Annotated in this window: 16 protein-coding genes; 11 read left to right on the top strand and 5 right to left on the bottom strand. The window is 64.9% G+C overall.

What is annotated here, in order from left to right; genetic code table 11:
- Together LQT98_RS21855 and fepB are read left to right on the top strand one after the other, a co-directional pair.
- On the top strand, nucleotides 1-665 hold a 665-nt coding region (locus tag LQT98_RS21855; RefSeq protein WP_231465171.1), incomplete at its 5' end, for a M949_RS01915 family surface polysaccharide biosynthesis protein.
- Between the two features lie 297 nt (nucleotides 666-962).
- On the top strand, nucleotides 963-1,976 hold the full coding sequence (gene fepB / locus LQT98_RS21850) for a Fe2+-enterobactin ABC transporter substrate-binding protein (protein WP_231465169.1): 1,014 nt from the start codon (nucleotides 963-965) through the stop codon (nucleotides 1,974-1,976).
- Nucleotides 1,977-2,895: 919 nt separating this feature from the next.
- On the opposite strand, the gene LQT98_RS21845 is transcribed toward fepB, so the two are convergent.
- Nucleotides 2,896-3,606 carry a pseudouridine synthase gene (locus tag LQT98_RS21845; protein WP_231465167.1) on the bottom strand — a complete coding sequence of 237 codons (711 nt, stop codon included), beginning with the start codon at nucleotides 3,604-3,606 and terminating at the stop codon, nucleotides 2,896-2,898.
- Between the two features lie 34 nt (nucleotides 3,607-3,640).
- On the bottom strand, nucleotides 3,641-5,557 hold the full coding sequence (locus tag LQT98_RS21840) for a sensor domain-containing diguanylate cyclase (RefSeq protein WP_231465165.1): 1,917 nt from the start codon (nucleotides 5,555-5,557) through the stop codon (nucleotides 3,641-3,643).
- On the opposite strand from LQT98_RS21840, the gene LQT98_RS21835 reads away from it, so the two are divergent.
- Both LQT98_RS21835 and LQT98_RS21830 read left to right on the top strand, forming a co-directional pair.
- Nucleotides 5,552-5,773, top strand: a complete 222-nt coding sequence (locus LQT98_RS21835) for a hypothetical protein (RefSeq protein ID WP_231465163.1) — start codon at nucleotides 5,552-5,554, stop codon at nucleotides 5,771-5,773. The two genes, LQT98_RS21840 and LQT98_RS21835, sit on opposite strands and share 6 nt — an antisense overlap.
- A 57-nt stretch (nucleotides 5,774-5,830) precedes the next feature.
- Nucleotides 5,831-6,406 carry a TetR/AcrR family transcriptional regulator gene (locus tag LQT98_RS21830; RefSeq protein WP_231465161.1) on the top strand — a complete coding sequence of 192 codons (576 nt, stop codon included), beginning with the start codon at nucleotides 5,831-5,833 and terminating at the stop codon, nucleotides 6,404-6,406.
- Nucleotides 6,407-6,530: 124 nt separating this feature from the next.
- Here the strand turns inward: LQT98_RS21830 and LQT98_RS21825 are convergent, their stop codons facing one another.
- Nucleotides 6,531-7,667 (bottom strand): PilT/PilU family type 4a pilus ATPase, encoded by a 1,137-nt coding sequence (locus LQT98_RS21825; protein ID WP_048411310.1) that lies wholly within the window; start codon nucleotides 7,665-7,667, stop codon nucleotides 6,531-6,533.
- Between the two features lie 45 nt (nucleotides 7,668-7,712).
- Complete coding sequence (locus LQT98_RS21820) at nucleotides 7,713-8,750, bottom strand: type IV pilus twitching motility protein PilT (protein ID WP_048411309.1); 1,038 nt, start codon at nucleotides 8,748-8,750, stop codon at nucleotides 7,713-7,715.
- 247 nt (nucleotides 8,751-8,997) lie between these two features.
- Between LQT98_RS21820 and LQT98_RS21815 the strand changes: the two genes are divergently transcribed.
- From LQT98_RS21815 to aroG, 6 genes are all read left to right on the top strand, one after another.
- A complete protein-coding gene (locus LQT98_RS21815) occupies nucleotides 8,998-9,690 on the top strand; it encodes a YggS family pyridoxal phosphate-dependent enzyme (RefSeq protein ID WP_231465159.1) in 693 nt (230 codons plus the stop codon).
- Nucleotides 9,691-9,742: 52 nt separating this feature from the next.
- The gene (proC, locus tag LQT98_RS21810; RefSeq protein ID WP_231465157.1) at nucleotides 9,743-10,546 is read left to right on the top strand and encodes a pyrroline-5-carboxylate reductase; all 804 of its coding nucleotides are present in this window, start codon (nucleotides 9,743-9,745) and stop codon (nucleotides 10,544-10,546) included.
- Nucleotides 10,547-10,554: 8 nt separating this feature from the next.
- Nucleotides 10,555-11,136 (top strand): YggT family protein, encoded by a 582-nt coding sequence (locus LQT98_RS21805; RefSeq protein WP_048411306.1) that lies wholly within the window; start codon nucleotides 10,555-10,557, stop codon nucleotides 11,134-11,136.
- 92 nt (nucleotides 11,137-11,228) lie between these two features.
- Complete coding sequence (locus LQT98_RS21800) at nucleotides 11,229-11,534, top strand: c-type cytochrome (protein ID WP_048411305.1); 306 nt, start codon at nucleotides 11,229-11,231, stop codon at nucleotides 11,532-11,534.
- Nucleotides 11,535-11,819: 285 nt separating this feature from the next.
- A complete protein-coding gene (gene dksA / locus LQT98_RS21795; RefSeq protein WP_019102526.1) occupies nucleotides 11,820-12,230 on the top strand; it encodes an RNA polymerase-binding protein DksA in 411 nt (136 codons plus the stop codon).
- Nucleotides 12,231-12,460: 230 nt separating this feature from the next.
- Nucleotides 12,461-13,522 (top strand): 3-deoxy-7-phosphoheptulonate synthase AroG, encoded by a 1,062-nt coding sequence (gene aroG / locus LQT98_RS21790; RefSeq protein WP_048411304.1) that lies wholly within the window; start codon nucleotides 12,461-12,463, stop codon nucleotides 13,520-13,522.
- A gap of 64 nt (nucleotides 13,523-13,586) precedes the next feature.
- Here aroG and LQT98_RS21785 read toward each other — a convergent pair whose 3' ends face one another.
- Nucleotides 13,587-15,020 carry an aminotransferase-like domain-containing protein gene (locus tag LQT98_RS21785; RefSeq protein WP_231465155.1) on the bottom strand — a complete coding sequence of 478 codons (1,434 nt, stop codon included), beginning with the start codon at nucleotides 15,018-15,020 and terminating at the stop codon, nucleotides 13,587-13,589.
- A gap of 116 nt (nucleotides 15,021-15,136) precedes the next feature.
- On the opposite strand from LQT98_RS21785, the gene LQT98_RS21780 reads away from it, so the two are divergent.
- On the top strand, nucleotides 15,137-16,267 hold a 1,131-nt coding region (locus LQT98_RS21780), incomplete at its 3' end, for a benzoate/H(+) symporter BenE family transporter (RefSeq protein WP_231465153.1).

Here is a 16,267-nt window from a genome sequence, read left to right as displayed (position 1 = left end):
GGCTCGCCTCGCTGCCGGACGGCGTGGAACTGCGCGGCAAACTGGCCGCCGCCTACGGCTGGAGCGATGCCGCCGGGCAGCAATTGCTGGTGCTGGGAGAACGGCAAGACGAGCGCGCCGCCGACGGCACCCAGAGCGCCATGCTTTACGCCGCGCAATACACGCTGGGCCAGGGCAAGCCGCGCCGGCAGTGGATGCTCAGCGACGGCGTCGAGCGCTGCGAATTCGACGCCGGCGCCGGCTTCGACCTGGACGCGCTCAGCTTTCCCGACCTGAACCGCGACGGCGTGCTGGAGACCGTCATCGGCTACCACAGCACTTGCACCAGCGACGTCAGCCCCAACGACTACAAGCTGATCCTCCACGCCGGCAAGGCCAAATACGGTCTGCGCGGCTTGGACCGTCAGGGCATGAGCTGGCTGGACCCGGAGCACGGCCTTTCCTCCAGGCTGCCGCTGCCCACCGACTGCAGCCCGCAGGCGCAGCTGGCCTTGCAGGCCAAGGGCTGGGAGCGGGAATTCGAGCCGCCTTATCTGCCCGGCTGTTACACCGACGAAAACGACTTCGCCACCGCGCCGCCCGCCTTCGTCAAATACATGCGCAAGCAATGGTTCGCGCGGATGCGCGAATTGGAAAGCAGCTGGATCAAACGGCAGCAGGAGTAAGAGTCTGTTTACGATCTAGCGGGCAAGGGTGAGATAACAAAACGAGTGAAAAGCGGTAGGTACGACTGGTGCATGAGCATTTTGAGCTCGCTCTCACTGTGACGCGCAGCAGCGCGTAAACAGCTTATTAGGCCGGACAAGGCCGGCGGCAGGCTCCCGCCGTCCGATGCCAAAACGCCACACCCCGCCGCCGGGAGGCCGCGCGCGGCGGTTTTTAGCTTGAGCATTAATGATAACAATTCTTGTTTGCAATAAAATCGCGCCAACCACCCGCGCTTTCGCAAACAAGGACATTCAATGCCTCTCCATTCCATCCCACCGCGCCGCGCCATCTTGCGGCTGCTGCTGGCCGCCGGTTTCGGCCTGCTGCTGAGCGCCTGCGACGCGCCGGCGCCAAACGCCGCCGGCCCCGCCGCCAACGCAGCAACCGGCCAGTGGCCGCGCACGCTGGACACGCCCAAGGGCCCGCTGACGCTGCAGCGGCCGCCGTTGCGCATCGTGTCCACCAGCGTGACGCTAACCGGCACCCTGCTCGCCATCCAGGCGCCGGTGGTAGCCAGCGGCGGCAGCGCCGCCAATTCCAAGGTCACCGACAGCCAGGGCTTCTTCACTCAATGGGGCGAGGTGGCCAAGCAACGCGGCGTGCAAGCGCTATACCAGGGCGAACCCAGCGCCGAGGCCATCATCGCCGCCCAGCCGGACCTGATCGTGATGGCCGGCACCGGCGGCGACTCCGCGCTCAAGCTGTACGAGCAACTCAGTCAGCTGGCGCCCACCCTGGTGGTCAATTACGACGACAAGAGCTGGCAGGAACTGGCCTTGCTGCTCGGCCGCGCCAGCGGCCGCGAAGCCGACGCCCAGGCGGTGATCGCCGGTTTCGACGCCGAAGTGGCGCGCCTGAAAACCCGCCTCAAGCTGCCGCCGCAGCCCACCGCCGCGATGGTCTATTACGAGAACGGCTCCGGGGCCAATCTGTGGACGCCGGAATCGGCGCAGGGCAAGCTGCTGCAAGCGCTGGGCTTCACGCTCGCCACCGCGCCGGACAGCGTCAAGGGCAATACCAGCCAGGGCGTGCGCCGCGACATCGTGCAGCTGTCCGGCGAGAAATTCGCCGAAGGCCTGCGCGGCAACAGCATCATGCTGTTCAACGCCGAGCCCGCGATGGTACCGCGCGTGCTGGCCAATCCCTTCCTGGCCGACAATGCCGCGGTGCGCGGCAAGCAGGTTTTTGCCGCCGGTTTCGACACCTTCCGCCTCGATTACTACAGCTCGCGCAATCTGCTGGCGCGGCTGGCCCGGCAGTTCCAATAAGCGGCATGCAGGCCAGCGTCTGAACTGGCCTGCCTTCCCCTCCTCTTCCACCTTCCCGGAGCGCAGCGCGCTCCACCTCCATCCCATTCCAGCAGTTGTTCGCGTCATCTCCACCGCCATGCCCGGTTCCGGCTGTCTGCGCCGCTTAGCCGCCACGTCCTCGCCGATTGTAATTTTTTAAAGTAAATAATAAATGTTATTCATTTTAAAATTTACAACTACAGCAATCGACGCCTTTGTTTCGATAGTTTCGTATATTTCACCCCCTATTCAAAACCCAGGCCAATTTCGGTCACGCCGGCCTTGGACGCAAAAAACCCCAGGGGCGCCACGGCGCAACCCTGGGGGTGGAATGCGATACCAAGCTCTCGGCTCAAACGAACCCAGCGCGTCTCAAGAACACATCGGCCTCAAACCACGCAGCGCCGACTGACAGCCCGCCGCCGGCCGAATCATCCGCGAGACCGACTCAGCCGGCGTTATTGATCACCGCTTCGATGCGCTAGCCATCCGGATCCACGACGAAGGCCGCGAAATAATGACATCCATAATGAGGCCGCGGCCCCGGCGCGCCATTGCAGCGCCCGCCGTGTTGCAACGCGGCCGCGTGAAACGCGCGCACCTAATCGGGCGTTAAGAACCTGTTTACGATCTCGCGAGCTAAGGCGAGACAAGGCGAAAACGGGCGAAAAAGCGGAATGTACAAGTGGTACATGAGCATTTTGAGCTCGGTTTCAACGCCGTATCGCCGACGCGCAGCAGATCGTAAACAGGTTCTAAGGGGATATGGCGAAGCATGGTCGTTCCCATCCATGAAGTTCATATCTCTGTGGCCAGGCTGGCCGCAGCCAAAACAAAGGCCGCCCGAAGGCGGCCTGCTCATAAACGGTCGAATCAGACCCGGCGAGATCCGTTCAGCTCAGGCCCAGCCCAGGCTGGCCAGTTCTTCCGCGCTAAGATGCCGCCATTCGCCCTGAGGCAATTCGCCCAGCGTCACCTCGCCCAGGCTGATGCGGTGCAGCTGTTCCACCCGGTTGCTGGCCGCCGCCACCATGCGCTTGACCTGGTGGTACTTGCCCTGGGTGATGGTGAGCAGGATCACGTGGCTGTCCAGCTGCTCTATGCTGTCGGCGGCGAACTCCGCGCCTTCGTCGTTCAGATAAACCCCGCTTTGCAGCTTGGCGATGAATTCCTCGCTGGCGGCGTGCTTCAACGTGACCTGATAGCACTTGGGCACCAGCTTCTTGGGCGAGCTGAGCGCGTGCACGAACTGGCCGTCGTTGGTCAGCAGGATCAGGCCGGTGGTGTCCACGTCCAGCCGACCCACCGCGGTGATGCCCAGATTGCCGAACTGATAAGGCAGCAGCCGGTAGATGCCCGGATTGTGCTGCGGCTTGTGCGAGGTTTCGTAATTGGGCGGCTTGTGAAACAGCAAGTAGAGCGGGCCGGTCACCACCCCCCAGGGCTTGTCGTCCACCACCAGCTGCCGGATATCGGCCAGTTCCACTTGCTGACGGTAGTTGTCGACGATCTCGCCATTGAGTTCGACCAGGCCGTAGTCGATCAGCTGCCGGCATTCCTTGCGGCCGCCGAAGCCTTGTTGCTGCAATAGTCGGTAAAGTTCCATCATCGGATGGTAGCACACCGTCCCGCGCGCCCCGGCCTCAGGACACCAGCGGCCGCGCCGGATCGGCCACGCACACCCGGTCGCGCCCTTCCTTCTTGGCGCGGTACAAGGCGGCGTCGGCCGCCCTGACCACGCTGACGGCGTCGACGCCGTGCAAGGGGCTCAAGGCCAGGCCCACCGATAGCGTGATGCTCAGCGGCTGGCCCAGGGCGACGATGGGCAGCGCGCGCACTTCGCAGCACAGCTGCTGCGCCTTGGCATAGGCCGCGTCCAACGACGCTCCCGGCAGCAGCACGAAGAATTCCTCGCCGCCGTAGCGGCAGACGATGTCGCCGCTGCGGAAGGCATCGCTCAAGTGGGCGGCCAAGGCGGTCAGCACCGCGTCGCCGCAGGGGTGGCCGTAGTTGTCGTTGATGCGCTTGAAATGGTCGGCATCTATCATCAGCACCGCCACATCGCGGTGCAAGGCCAGCATATGGCTGAGGATGCGCGGCAGGATATCGTCCAGATGACGGCGGTTGAACAGCCCGGTCAACGGATCGCGCAGCGCCTGTTCGCGCAGCCCTTGCTGCAGGGTTTCGATCTCGCTCAGGTTCTGGCGCAGCGCCCGATTGGCCTGCAGCAAGTCCTGCTCCAGGCGCTTGCGCTCGCTGATGTCGTTGATGCCGTTGATCACGCACCAGCCATCGTCGGCCTTGACCACGGAACAGGAAATCAGCGCCCAGAATTCACGGCCGTCGGCGGCGCGCAACCTCACTTCGCGATCGCTGACGCAACCGCCCAGGCGCAGCAGCGCCGATACCCGCTCGCGCTCGGCCGGGTCGACATAGAAATCCTGCACCCGCAACGGTCGCTCCGGCGCCAGGTGATCGCGGAACAGCTCCTCGGCGCGCGCATTGGCGTAGATCAGCTCGCCGCCATGCAAGCGGTTCATCGCCAGCGGGAACGGCGCGGCATCCGCCATCAGCCGCAACCTGGCCTCGCTGTCCGCCAGTTCCCGGGTGCGGGCGCGAACCTTGGCTTCCAACTGGCGGTTGACGCCGCGCAGCCGCGCCTCAGAACGGCGCAGTTCCACCGCCAGCGCGCCGAACACCAGCAAGGTGGTGGTCTGGATCAACATCATCATGCTGATGGTCAGCAAGGCCTGCGCGCCATGACCGAAGGCGCCACGCCCCAACACGCCGCCCAGCAGCGCCAGCGACAAAATGCCCAGCGACAGTCCATGCGCCAGCCGCAAGCGCTGGCGGAAGGCGAACCACAGCAGCGGCAGGCTGAAGCAATACGGCAGCGCGGCATAGCGGCCGGAACTATCGTCTATGCCCAGCAGCGCCAGGCCGGCCGCCAGCAGCGTCAGCCAGGCGATCAGCCCATCCAGCGAGCCGCGTCCGCCAAGTCCTTCACCGCCGCTGGGCCAGCGCAGCAGCAACAGGAAAGGCGCCAGACAGAACACGCCGGCCAGATCGGCCAGCCACCAGGCGACGAAGTGATGGCCCAGCGGCAGCAGCGGCTGCGCCTGGCCATGCAGCTGGGCCGCGGTGCCGCCCAGAGCGGATACGGTAGCGGCCAGCGCCGCGCCGGCAATGAAGGCCAGCACATGGGGCAGACTGCGCAAGGGCAGCCGGCCGCCGCAGCGGTAGCGCACCAGCAAGGCGCCCAGCAGGCTGCCCACCGCATTGGCTCCGGCAATCAGCAAGGCATCCGCCAGCGCCAGTTCCCGCGACAGCAGACTGAAGGCCAGCGAGCCGGCGAACAGCCCAAGGCCATAGCTCTGCCCGCCGCGCAAAACCACCGCCAGCGCCAGCCCGGCCGGAAACCAGGCCGGCGTCAGCCAGTTGTCCTCGGTCATGAAGCCGGCCATCAATAGCCGCGCCAGCCCCCAATAGGCGATGGTCACGCCCAATTGCCGCGTTGTGGCCGCGCCTAAGGCCACGATGGGCTGGTCCCGCTGTTGCATGCCGGTCTCCGCCAGCGCGCGGCCGCGGCTGCCGGCGAACGCTGGGATTTGCGTTTCGTCCGGCCGCCATCCTTGATTGCAAGCCGGCTCGAAAACGCGGAAATTTTAGTCGATATAAATAATATTGGACTAAATCCGCCGCGCCGCCGGGATTTTTATGCGCGCTCTATCTTGCTGATTCACATCGCGATTGAAGAAATGATAGTTATCATCTAAAACGGAATCACCGCGCCGTCGCTGTCCCATGCCCCGGCCTCAACAGGAAGGTCTACGATGCGTTACAGCTCAAGCCACAAGACCGAAACCCGACAGCGGATTCTGACCATGGCCGCGCTGCGTTTTCGCGCCGAGGGCGTCGCCAACGTCGGCATCGCCAATCTGATGGCCGACCTGGGCCTGACTCATGGCGGCTTCTACGCCCATTTCCACAGCAAGGACGATCTGGTGGCCCAGTCCTGTCGCCAGGCGCTGCTGGACATGAACGAGATCTGGCAGGCGCAGTTGGAGCAGGCGCCCAGCGGCGCCGGGGTGAAGCGGCTGGCCAAGGATTATCTGAGCGCCGCGCATCGGGACTTCCCGGATTCCGGCTGCGCCGCCGCCGCGCTGGCCGGCGAGCTGGCCCGCCACGACAAACCCACGCGCCAGGCCTTTTCCGAAGGACTGCAGGCCTTGCTGCACACGCTGCGGCAAGCGCAGCAATGCGACACCGCCGCCGGCGCGCGGCCGGCGCTGGCGCCCGAGGCCTGTCTGGCGCTGATGGTGGGCGCGCTGCTGTTGTCGCGCGCCACCGCGGACGAGACGCTGTCCGACCGGCTGCTGCAAACCGCCACCGCCGCGCTGGAGCTGTGAGCCGCGCTGGCGCATGCCGCGGCAGCGCGGATGCCAAGCGTGGATAACCGAAGTCAGATTCGGCATTGAGGCAAGTCGGCGCAACGCGGCATCCGTCCTTGCGTTGGCGGCTCGCTACACGCGGTCAAACGATGTCGAGATGGTCGATGCCTTCCAGCGGATCGCGCGACTTGGAGCCCTCGCTGTACAGCTTGATCTTCAGCCGCAGGTCGTTGATGGAGTCCGCGTTGCGCAGCGCGTCCTCGTAGCTGATCAGATCCTCTTCGTACAGCTCGAACAAGGACTGGTCGAAAGTCTGCATGCCGCTCTCGCGCGAGCGACCCATCACTTCCTTCAAACCGGCGATCTCGCCCTTGAAGATCATGTCGGACACCAGCGGGCTGTTGAGCAGGATTTCCACCGCCGCCACCCGGCCGCGCCCGGTTTTGATCGGCACCAGCCGCTGGGAAATGATGGAGCGCATGTTCAGCGACAAGTCCATCAGCACCTGTTGGTGGCGTTCTTCCGGAAAGAAGTTGAGGATGCGGTCCAGCGCCTGGTTGGCGTTGTTGGCGTGCAGCGTGGCCAGGCACAAATGGCCGGTTTCGGCGAACTGCAGGCCGTAGCCCATGGTTTCGCGGTCGCGGATCTCGCCCATCAGGATCACGTCCGGCGCCTGGCGCAGGGTGTTCTTCAGCGCGATGTCCCAGTCCTCGGTGTCCACGCCCACTTCGCGCTGGGTGACGATGGATTTCTTGTGCTGGTGCACGTATTCGATCGGATCTTCGATGGTGATGATGTGATCGTGGTTATGGCTGTTGCGCCAGTCCACCAGCGCCGCCAGCGAGGTGGACTTGCCGGAGCCGGTGCCGCCGACGAAGATCACCAGCCCGCGCTTGATCAGCGCGATGTCGCGCAGCACATGCGGCAGGTTGAGCTGGTCGAAGGTGGGGATTTCGGTGTTGATCTTGCGCAGCACCATGCCGGCATGGCCCTGCTGCACGAAGGCGCTGACACGGAAACGCCCCAGGCCTGGCGGGTTGATCGCGAAATTGGCCTCCTTCTTGGACTCGAACTCCTCGGTCTGGCGGTCGTTCATCACCGCGCGCACCAGCTCCTTGGTGTGCTGGGCGGACAGGGGTTGCGGCGCCACCGGGGTGATTTTGCCGTCTATCTTCATCGCCGGCGGGAAATCGGCGGCGATGAAGACATCGGAGGCGTTCTTGCCGGTGGCGTGTTTGAGCAGATCCAGTATGAACTTGGAAGCCTGGTCTTTTTCCATGATGCGGTCCCGCGGGTCACAATTTCAGTGTAGAGCAGCGCCCGCTCAGAATTGATCCTTGTTGGCGGCCTTTTGCCTGGCGTCCGCCGGCGACACCATATTGCGCCGCACCAGTTCCTGCAGGCACTGGTCCAGCGTCTGCATGCCGTGCTGCTGACCGGTCTGTATCATCGAATTGATCTGGGCGATCTTGTTCTCGCGGATCAGGTTGCGGATGGCCGGAGTGCCGAGCATGATTTCATGCGCCGCCACCCGGCCATTGCCATCCTTGGTCTTGAGCAGGGTCTGGGCGATCACCGCGCGCACCGATTCCGACAACATGGAACGCACCATTTCCTTTTCCCCTGCCGGGAACACATCGACGATACGATCTATGGTCTTGGCGGCGGAGCTGGTATGCAGGGTGCCGAACACCAGGTGGCCGGTTTCCGCCGCGGTCAGCGCCAGGCGTATGGTTTCCAGATCGCGCAATTCGCCCACCAGGATCACGTCCGGGTCTTCGCGCAGCGCCGATTTCAACGCATTGGAGAAGCTGTGGGTCTGCAAGCCCAGCTCGCGCTGGTTGATCAGGCATTTCTTGCTGTCGTGGACGAATTCGATCGGATCTTCCACCGTCAGGATGTGGGAGAAATGGTTATCGTTGATGAAATCTATCATCGCCGCCAGCGTGGTGGATTTGCCGGAACCGGTGGGGCCGGTCACCAGCACCAGTCCGCGCGGAAACGAAGCGATTTCCTGGAAGATCTTGGGCGCGCCCAGCTGTTCCAGCGACAGCACCTTGGATGGAATCACCCGGAACACCGCGCCCATGCCGCGGTTCTGCACGAAGGAGTTGACGCGGAAGCGGGCGATGCCGGGCAGGTCGAAGGAAAAGTCGCATTCGAAGGTGTCTTCGAAGATTTTGCGCTGGTAATCGTTCATGATGTCGTACACCATATCGTGTACATCATGATGGTCCATCGGCGGCAGGTTGATGCGGCGGATATCGCCGTTCACCCGGATCATCGGCGGCAGCCCGGCGGACAGATGCAGGTCGGATGCCTTGTTCTTGACCGTAAAGGCCAAGAGCTCCGAAATTTCCATAATATAATCTCCACGATGACTGCGCCGCCGCCATGCTTGCACGCGCCAGGCGGCTTCATGCTGCTAAAGATGCGGAACCGCCAGTCCGGCGCGGCAGGCCCCGGCGCTGATTGTAAGCTCAACTCAGCCATTTGGGATATCGCAGCCACCCCATATTATTTTAAAGATGCGCGGCCATGCTTCTTTGTAGAAACCCCAGCCCCGGGCAACAAGCCGCAAGGCCCGCGGCACACGACTTCTCGACGCCATGACAGAATCCATCACCCTAGCCTTGCAGCATGTCCGCCAGCGCCTGGCGGACGCGGAACGCGTCGCCGGCCGGCCGGCCGGCTCGGCGCAGTTGCTGGCGGTCAGCAAAACCTTTCCCGCCGCCGATGTCCAGCAGGCCTATCTTGCCGGCCAGCGCGCCTTCGGGGAAAACTATGTGCAGGAATTGCAGCAGAAATGCGCGGAACTGGCCGCGCTCGACATCGAATGGCACTTCATCGGCCCGCTGCAATCCAATAAAACCCGCCCGGTGGCGGAGCTCGCGCACTGGGTCCACTCGGTGGAACGGCTGAAAATCGCCGAGCGTTTGTCGGCGCAGCGGCCGGAGGCGCTGCCGCCGCTGAATGTGTGCATTCAGGTGAACGTGTCCGGCGAAGCCAGCAAGAGCGGCTGCGCGCCGGAGCAGGCGCTGGAGCTGGCGCGCGCGGTGGCGGCGCTGCCGCGGCTCGCGCTGCGCGGCCTGATGTGCATCCCGGAACCCACCGAAGACGCCGCGCGGCTGGCGGCGCAGTTCGCGCTGCTGCGCCGGCTGCAACAGCAGCTGGCGGCCGAGGGCCTGGCGCTGGACACCTTGTCGATGGGCATGTCGGCCGACCTGGCCGTCGCCGTCGCCGAGGGCGCGACCATGGTGCGGATTGGCACCGCCATTTTCGGCTCGCGCCATTATCATTGAATGACATCGGCCTGAACGCACAGACGCTCAGGTCGGTTTATAAGGAAAAATCATGCGGATTACCTTCATCGGCGGCGGCAATATGGCCAACGCCATCATCGCCGGCCTGATCAAGCAGGCGGCGCATCGCATCCACGTGGTGGATCCCGACGCCGACAAAGTGGCGCGCCTGCAGCAGGCCTACGGCGTCAACGGCGGCGCGGCCTTGCCGGAAGCCTTCGGCATCGGCGACATCGTGCTGCTGGCGGTCAAGCCCCAGCATCTGCGCGAGCTGTGCCTGGAACTGGCGCCGCGCCTGAACGGCGCGCTGGTGATCTCCATCGCCGCCGGCGTCCGCCTGGACGCGCTGTGCCGCTGGCTGAACAGCAAGCGCGTGGTGCGGGTGATGCCCAATACCCCGGCGATGATAGGCAAGGGCGTGTCCGGCCTGTTCGCCTCGGTCGGCGTCAGCGAAGACGACCGCCAGGACGCCAACACCGTGATGCAGGCGGCCGGCATCACCATCTGGCTGCAGAACGAGCAACGCATGGACGACATCACCGCCGTGTCCGGCAGCGGCCCGGCCTATGTGTTCTACTTCATCGAAAGCATGGTGGAAGCGGCGCAGCAAACCGGCTTTTCCGAAGCCGAGGCGCGCCGGCTGGTGCTGGCCACCTTCGAAGGCGCGGTGGAGCTGGCCAAGCAAAGCCCGTTGCCGGTGGCCACCTTGCGCACCAATGTGATGTCCAAGGGCGGCACCACCGAGCGCGCCATCGCCCGCTTTGAGGCGGAAAACGTCAAGCAGGCCATCATCGCCGGCACCATGGATTGCCGCGACCGCTCCATCGAAATGGGCCAACAACTCAGCCAGGATTAAGCCACGCCATGTTCTTCGACACTTTGCGCTTTCTGATCCACACTCTTTCCGGCCTGTTCGTGCTGGTGCTGCTGCTGCGCTTCTATCTGCAAGTGGCGCGCGCGCCGTTCAAACACCCGCTGTGCCAGTTCGTGATGGCGGCCACCAATTTCGCGGTGCTGCCGCTGCGCAAGCTGGTGCCGGCGATGCGCGGCTACGACAGCGCCACCATGCTGCTGGCCTGGCTGGTCTCGCTGCTGGCCAATGTGCTGGTCACCCTGCTCAGCTCGGTGCCGGAAGTGTTCACCTTTCCACAGGTCTGGGTGGCCTTGTCGCTGCTGTCGCTGCTGGAGGTGTTCAAGCAATCGCTGACCCTGTTGATGGGCAGCGTCATCGTGCAAGCCGTGCTCAGCTGGGTCAGCCCCTACAACCCGCTGATGCCGGTGCTGGACGCGCTGACCCGGCCCTTTCTGCGCCCGTTCCGCAAGGCCAATATCGGCGGCGTCGACCTGTCGCCGCTGGTGCTGTTCCTGATCATCCAGGTGATCCTGATGCTGCCGGTGCGCATGCTGGAAGCAAGCTTCTTGACCCAACTCAAGGTAGTACTGTAGGAATTCAGGTTATTTGTCATATTTTTTTGCGGCCGCTCCGCTGCGGCCGTCTATTTGGCAATCGATTTGCATCACCACACAGGAGACTTCCAATGAAAAAAGCACTGCTCGCCGCCGTCCTGCTGAGCGCCGTCGCCACACCCGCCTTCGCCAATCTGCAACTGGCGCAGAAATACAGCTGCACCGCCTGTCATGCGGTGGACAAGAAGATCGTCGGCCCGGCCTATAAGGACGTGGCCAAGAAGTACGCCGGCCAGAAAGGCGCGGAAGCCATGCTGATGGCCAAGATCAAGAACGGCGGCTCCGGCGTGTGGGGTCCGGTGCCGATGACCCCGCATCCGAGCATCCCGGACGCGGATCTGCGCGCGCTGGCCAAGTGGGTGCTGTCGCTGAAATAAGCCATCCAGGCAGTGCAGAACCGGCACGCCCCCCGGCGCGCCGGATCCCGGAAAAAGGCGGCGGATTGCCGCCTTTGAACTGCCTGGGACATTTTATGTCCAAGGTCCTTGCGCCAATGCCCTTTTTAACGATGCTTCAGGCTTGTTACCGGAGTGAAACAACGCTATACCGATTGTCAGCAACAGGGAGTTAATATCACCTAAGCGCCTAAGACAGTTGCAGAAATAGCGGGGCGCCGGTAATCTTCTCCGCCTGTTGCCAACTCTATGCTGGAAGCACCTAATATGGCCAAACTAACCGAACAGGATATCCTCAACTGGACCGGCGACGATTATATGAACGCCGACCATCTTGAGTTTTTCAAAGACCGGTTGTTGCAGATGCAGCAGGAGTTGCTCTCTAACGCAAATGCGACCGCCAACCACCTGCAAGAGCAGGAAGCCACTCCGGACCCGGCCGACCGCGCCACGCTGGAAGAGGAATACGCGCTGGAACTGCGCACCCGCGACCGCGAGCGCAAGCTGCTGCAGAAGATCCAGGCCTCGCTGCGCCAGATCGAAGACGGCTCCTACGGTTTCTGCGAAGACACCGGCGAGCCCATCGGCCTGCGCCGCCTGATGGCACGCCCCACCGCCACGCTGTCGGTGGAAGCCCAGGAACGCCGCGAACGCATGAAGCGCCAGTACGCTGACTGACACGCCGCGCGCTTCACCACGCAAAACGCCCTGCTAGCGCCAGGGCGTTTTTCATTGCCGCGCGGCAATCCCAGCAAAAACAGAGGGATAAACGCCGGGCCGATAGCCTGCGTCTAAGCCCGCGCTTTAAAAAATCAAGCGCCTTAAAGCGCGCCGGCCGCTTGTCTAGCGTCGTGGAATCCGGTTATCTTGCTGCTATGCAAAAACTGAAATAGCAAGGGACACGCTTTATGCAACGCCAGACCGACGACGTCAGAATCCGCGAAATCAAGGAACTGCTGCCGCCCATCGCCCACCTGTACGAACTGCCGATCACCGAGGCCGCCTCGGAAGTGATCTACGCCACCCGCCGCGACATCTCCGCGCTGTTGCGCGGCGAGGACGACCGCCTGCTGGTGGTGATCGGCCCCTGCTCCATCCACGACACCGAAGCCGCCATCGAGTACGCCAAGAAACTGGCGCCGCTGCGCGAGCAGCTGTCGCAGGAGCTGGTGGTGGTGATGCGCGTCTACTTTGAAAAACCGCGTACCACCGTCGGCTGGAAAGGCCTGATCAACGACCCGCTGCTGAACGAATCCTTCGACATCAACAGCGGCCTGCGCATCGCGCGCCGCCTGCTGCTGACCCTGAACGACATGGGCATGCCGGCGGCCACCGAATTCCTGGACATGATCACGCCGCAGTACTTCGCCGACCTGATCAGCTGGGGCGCCATCGGCGCGCGCACCACCGAAAGCCAGGTGCACCGCGAACTGGCCTCCGGCCTGTCCTGCCCGGTGGGCTTCAAGAACGGCACCGACGGCAATCTGAAGATCGCCGTGGACGCCATCCGCTCCTCCAGCGTGCCCCACCATTTCCTGTCGGTGACCAAGACCGGCCACTCCGCCATCGTCTCCACCGGCGGCAACCCCGACTGCCACGTGATCCTGCGCGGCGGCAAGGAACCCAATTACTCGGCCGAGCACGTCAGCGCCGCGGCGGCGGAACTGGTCTCAGTGGGCCTGCCGCAAAAGCTGATGGTCGACTTCAGCCACGCCAACAGCCGCAAGGACTACCGCCGCCAGATGGAAGTGGCCGACGACATCGCCGGCCAATTGGCCGCCGGCAACGCCAATATCTTCGGCGTGATGGTGGAAAGCCACCTGGTGGAAGGCCGCCAGGACCTGAAACCGGGCTGCGAGCTGACCTACGGCCAAAGCGTCACCGACGCCTGCATCGGCTGGGACGACACGGAAAAACTGCTGACCACGCTGGCAAACGCGGTGAAGGCGCGCCGCGCGCGCAAGGACTGAGATCCAGCGCCAGCCAGGAGATGACGGCGGAGCCAGGCTCCGCCGTTTTTCATTCCGGCGCGCTTCAGGCGCCGCCGCGCAATTGCTCGCCGGCCAAGCGCCCCAGCGTGCGGATCGCCCGCTCCAGTTCCGGCGACCACGGCTGGCCGAAGTTCAGCCGCAGACAATGGCCGAAGCGCGGCTCGGCGGAAAACACCAGCCCCGGCGCGAAGCTGATGGATTCGGCCAGCGCCCGCTCCAGCAGCCGGCCGGCGTCCAGCCCTTCCGGGCATTCCACCCACAGCAGCAGCCCGCCCTGCGGCCGCCGCAGCCGCGTGCCCTTGGGAAAAGCCGCCAGCACCGCGTCCGCCAGCTGGCGCATCTGGCGCGCCAATTGCCGCCGCAACTGGGCGGCGAAGCGCGCGTAATCGCCATCGGCCAGCATATCCGCCAACACCGCCAGATACAGCGCCGAGCTCACCAGGCTGCTGCTATTGCTCAAGCGCGCCAGCGCCGCGTGATGGTGGCCGCCGGACAGCCAGCCCAGGCGGAACGAGGGCGCGAAGCTCTTGGTGAACGAGGAACAATAGATCACCTCGCCGCGGCTGTCCCAGGCTTTCAGCGGCGTCGGATGCTGCTCGCCGAAGTAAAGCTCGCCGAACACATCGTCCTCGATGATGGTCAGGCCATGACGGTAAGCCAGCTGCAGCAGCCGCTTCTTGGCCTCGTCCGGCATCAGCGCGCCGGTGGGGTTCTGGAAATTGGTCACCGTCACCAGGCAGCGCGGCGCCGGACCATGGCGCAGCGCGAACTCCAGCGCTTCCAGCGACAGGCCGGCGTCCGGCGTGCACGGGATTTCCAGCGCCTTCAAGCCCAGCGTCTCCAGCGTCTGCAACAGGCCGAAGTACACCGGCGTCTCCACCGCCACCGTGTCGCCGGGCCGGGTCAGCAAGCGCAGCGACAGGCTGATCGCCTCGGTGATGCCATGGGTGAACAGGATGGCGTCCGGCTCCAGCGCCAGCTGCCACTGCGCCGCCAGCTCGCACACCAGCCGGTTCAGCCGCGCCTGCTCCTCGCGCGGCAGATAGGCGCCGATCAACTCCGGCCGGCCGCTCAAGGCCTGCTGCAGCCGGCGCGCCAGCGCCGCCGCCGGATACATGCCGCCATGCGCTTCGGCCATGTGCAACTGGGTGCCGATGTCCAGGCCGGACCACTCGATCAATTGCGACATGCGGCTGTCCACCCGCACCAGGGTCGCCGCCGACGGCACGCCGCTGGCGGCGGCGCTCGCCCATTGCGCGCGGCTGGGCAGCGCGGCGAAGAAGCCGGCGCGCGGACGGGCGCTGACGCGCTGCTGCCGCTCCAGGTGGCGGTAAGCCGCCAACGCGGTCAGCGCATTGACGCCGTGTTCGGCGGCCAAGCGCCGCACCGAGGGCAGCCGACTGCCGGGCGGATAAGCGCCGCTATCCAGCCGCTGCGCGATCTCGGCGGCAATACGTAGATACAGGGAATCAGTCATCGCTGTTATATAGAACAGATTGGGCGCAGCATAAACTGTTTGCGCCGGCTGTGGGAAGGCGCGGACCCGCGCCTGCGTTAGGCTGGGCGCTACTTTTCATCGCAAGAAAGCGCATCATGCCGTCCACCTTCTGGCGCGACCTGTCGCCCTCCGCCGCGCTGGCCGCGGTGCTGGCCTTATTGGTCGGCTACTCCGGCCCCTTCCTCATCATCGTCCACGCCGCCCAGTCCGCCGGCCTGTCCCCGGCCCAGCTCGGCTCCTGGATCTGGGCGGTGTCCATCGGCTCCGGCGTGGCCGGCCTGTGGCTGTCCTGGCGCTGGAAAGCCCCGGTGATCACCGCCTGGAGCACCCCCGGCGCGGCGCTGCTGCTGGCGGCCCTGCCCGGCGTGCCTTATGGAGAAGCGGTGGGGGCCTACCTGGCCGCCGCCGCCATCGTCACCCTGCTGGGCATCAGCGGCTTGTTCGACCGGCTGATGAAGGTATTCCCCGCCGCGCTGGCGGCGGCGATGCTGGCCGGCATCCTGTTCCGCTTCGTCGCGGAACTGGCCGGCGCCGCCAGCCACGATCCGCTGTTGGTGGTGAGCATGGCCGCGCTGTTCTTCATCGGCCGCCGCTTCTTCCCGCGCTACGCGCTGCCGGCCGCCATCCTGCTCGGCCTGCTGCTGGCGGCGGCGCAAGGCCTGTTCCAGCCGCTGCCGGCCCATGGCGGCAACGGCGGCCCCTTGTTCACCGCGCCGCAATGGTCGTGGAGCGCCTTCTTCAACCTGGCGCTGCCGCTGGCGCTGGTGGCGCTGACCGGGCAATTCCTGCCCGGCATGGCGGTGCTGTCGTCTTCCGGCTACAGCATCCCGGCGCGCTCGCCGGTATCGCTGCTGGGCGCGGTGTCGATGCTGACCGCGCCCTTCGGCGGCCATGGCGTGGTGCTGGCGGCGATCACCGCCGCCATCTGCACCGGGCCGGAAACCCACCCCGATCCCAAGCGCCGCTATGTGGCCGGCGTGATCTGCGGCCTGCTCTACCTGGCGCTGGGCGTGGCCGGCGGCGCGCTGGCCAGCCTGATCCTGACCCTGCCCAAGGCGCTGGTGGCCACCGCCGCCGGGCTGGCGCTGTTCGGCACCCTGGCCTCATCGCTGAGCGCGGCGCTGGGCGATGAAAGCCGCCGCGAGGCGGCGCTGATCACCTTCGTGGTGGCCGCCTCCGGCGTCAGCATCGCCGGCCTGGGCGCGCCGCTGTGGGCCTTGCTGGAC

Origin of the sequence: Chromobacterium aquaticum (assembly GCF_021129195.1) — a bacterium.
In the GTDB taxonomy this organism is placed as follows: domain Bacteria; phylum Pseudomonadota; class Gammaproteobacteria; order Burkholderiales; family Chromobacteriaceae; genus Chromobacterium; species Chromobacterium aquaticum.
This window is presented reverse-complemented; position numbering and strand designations above follow the sequence as displayed.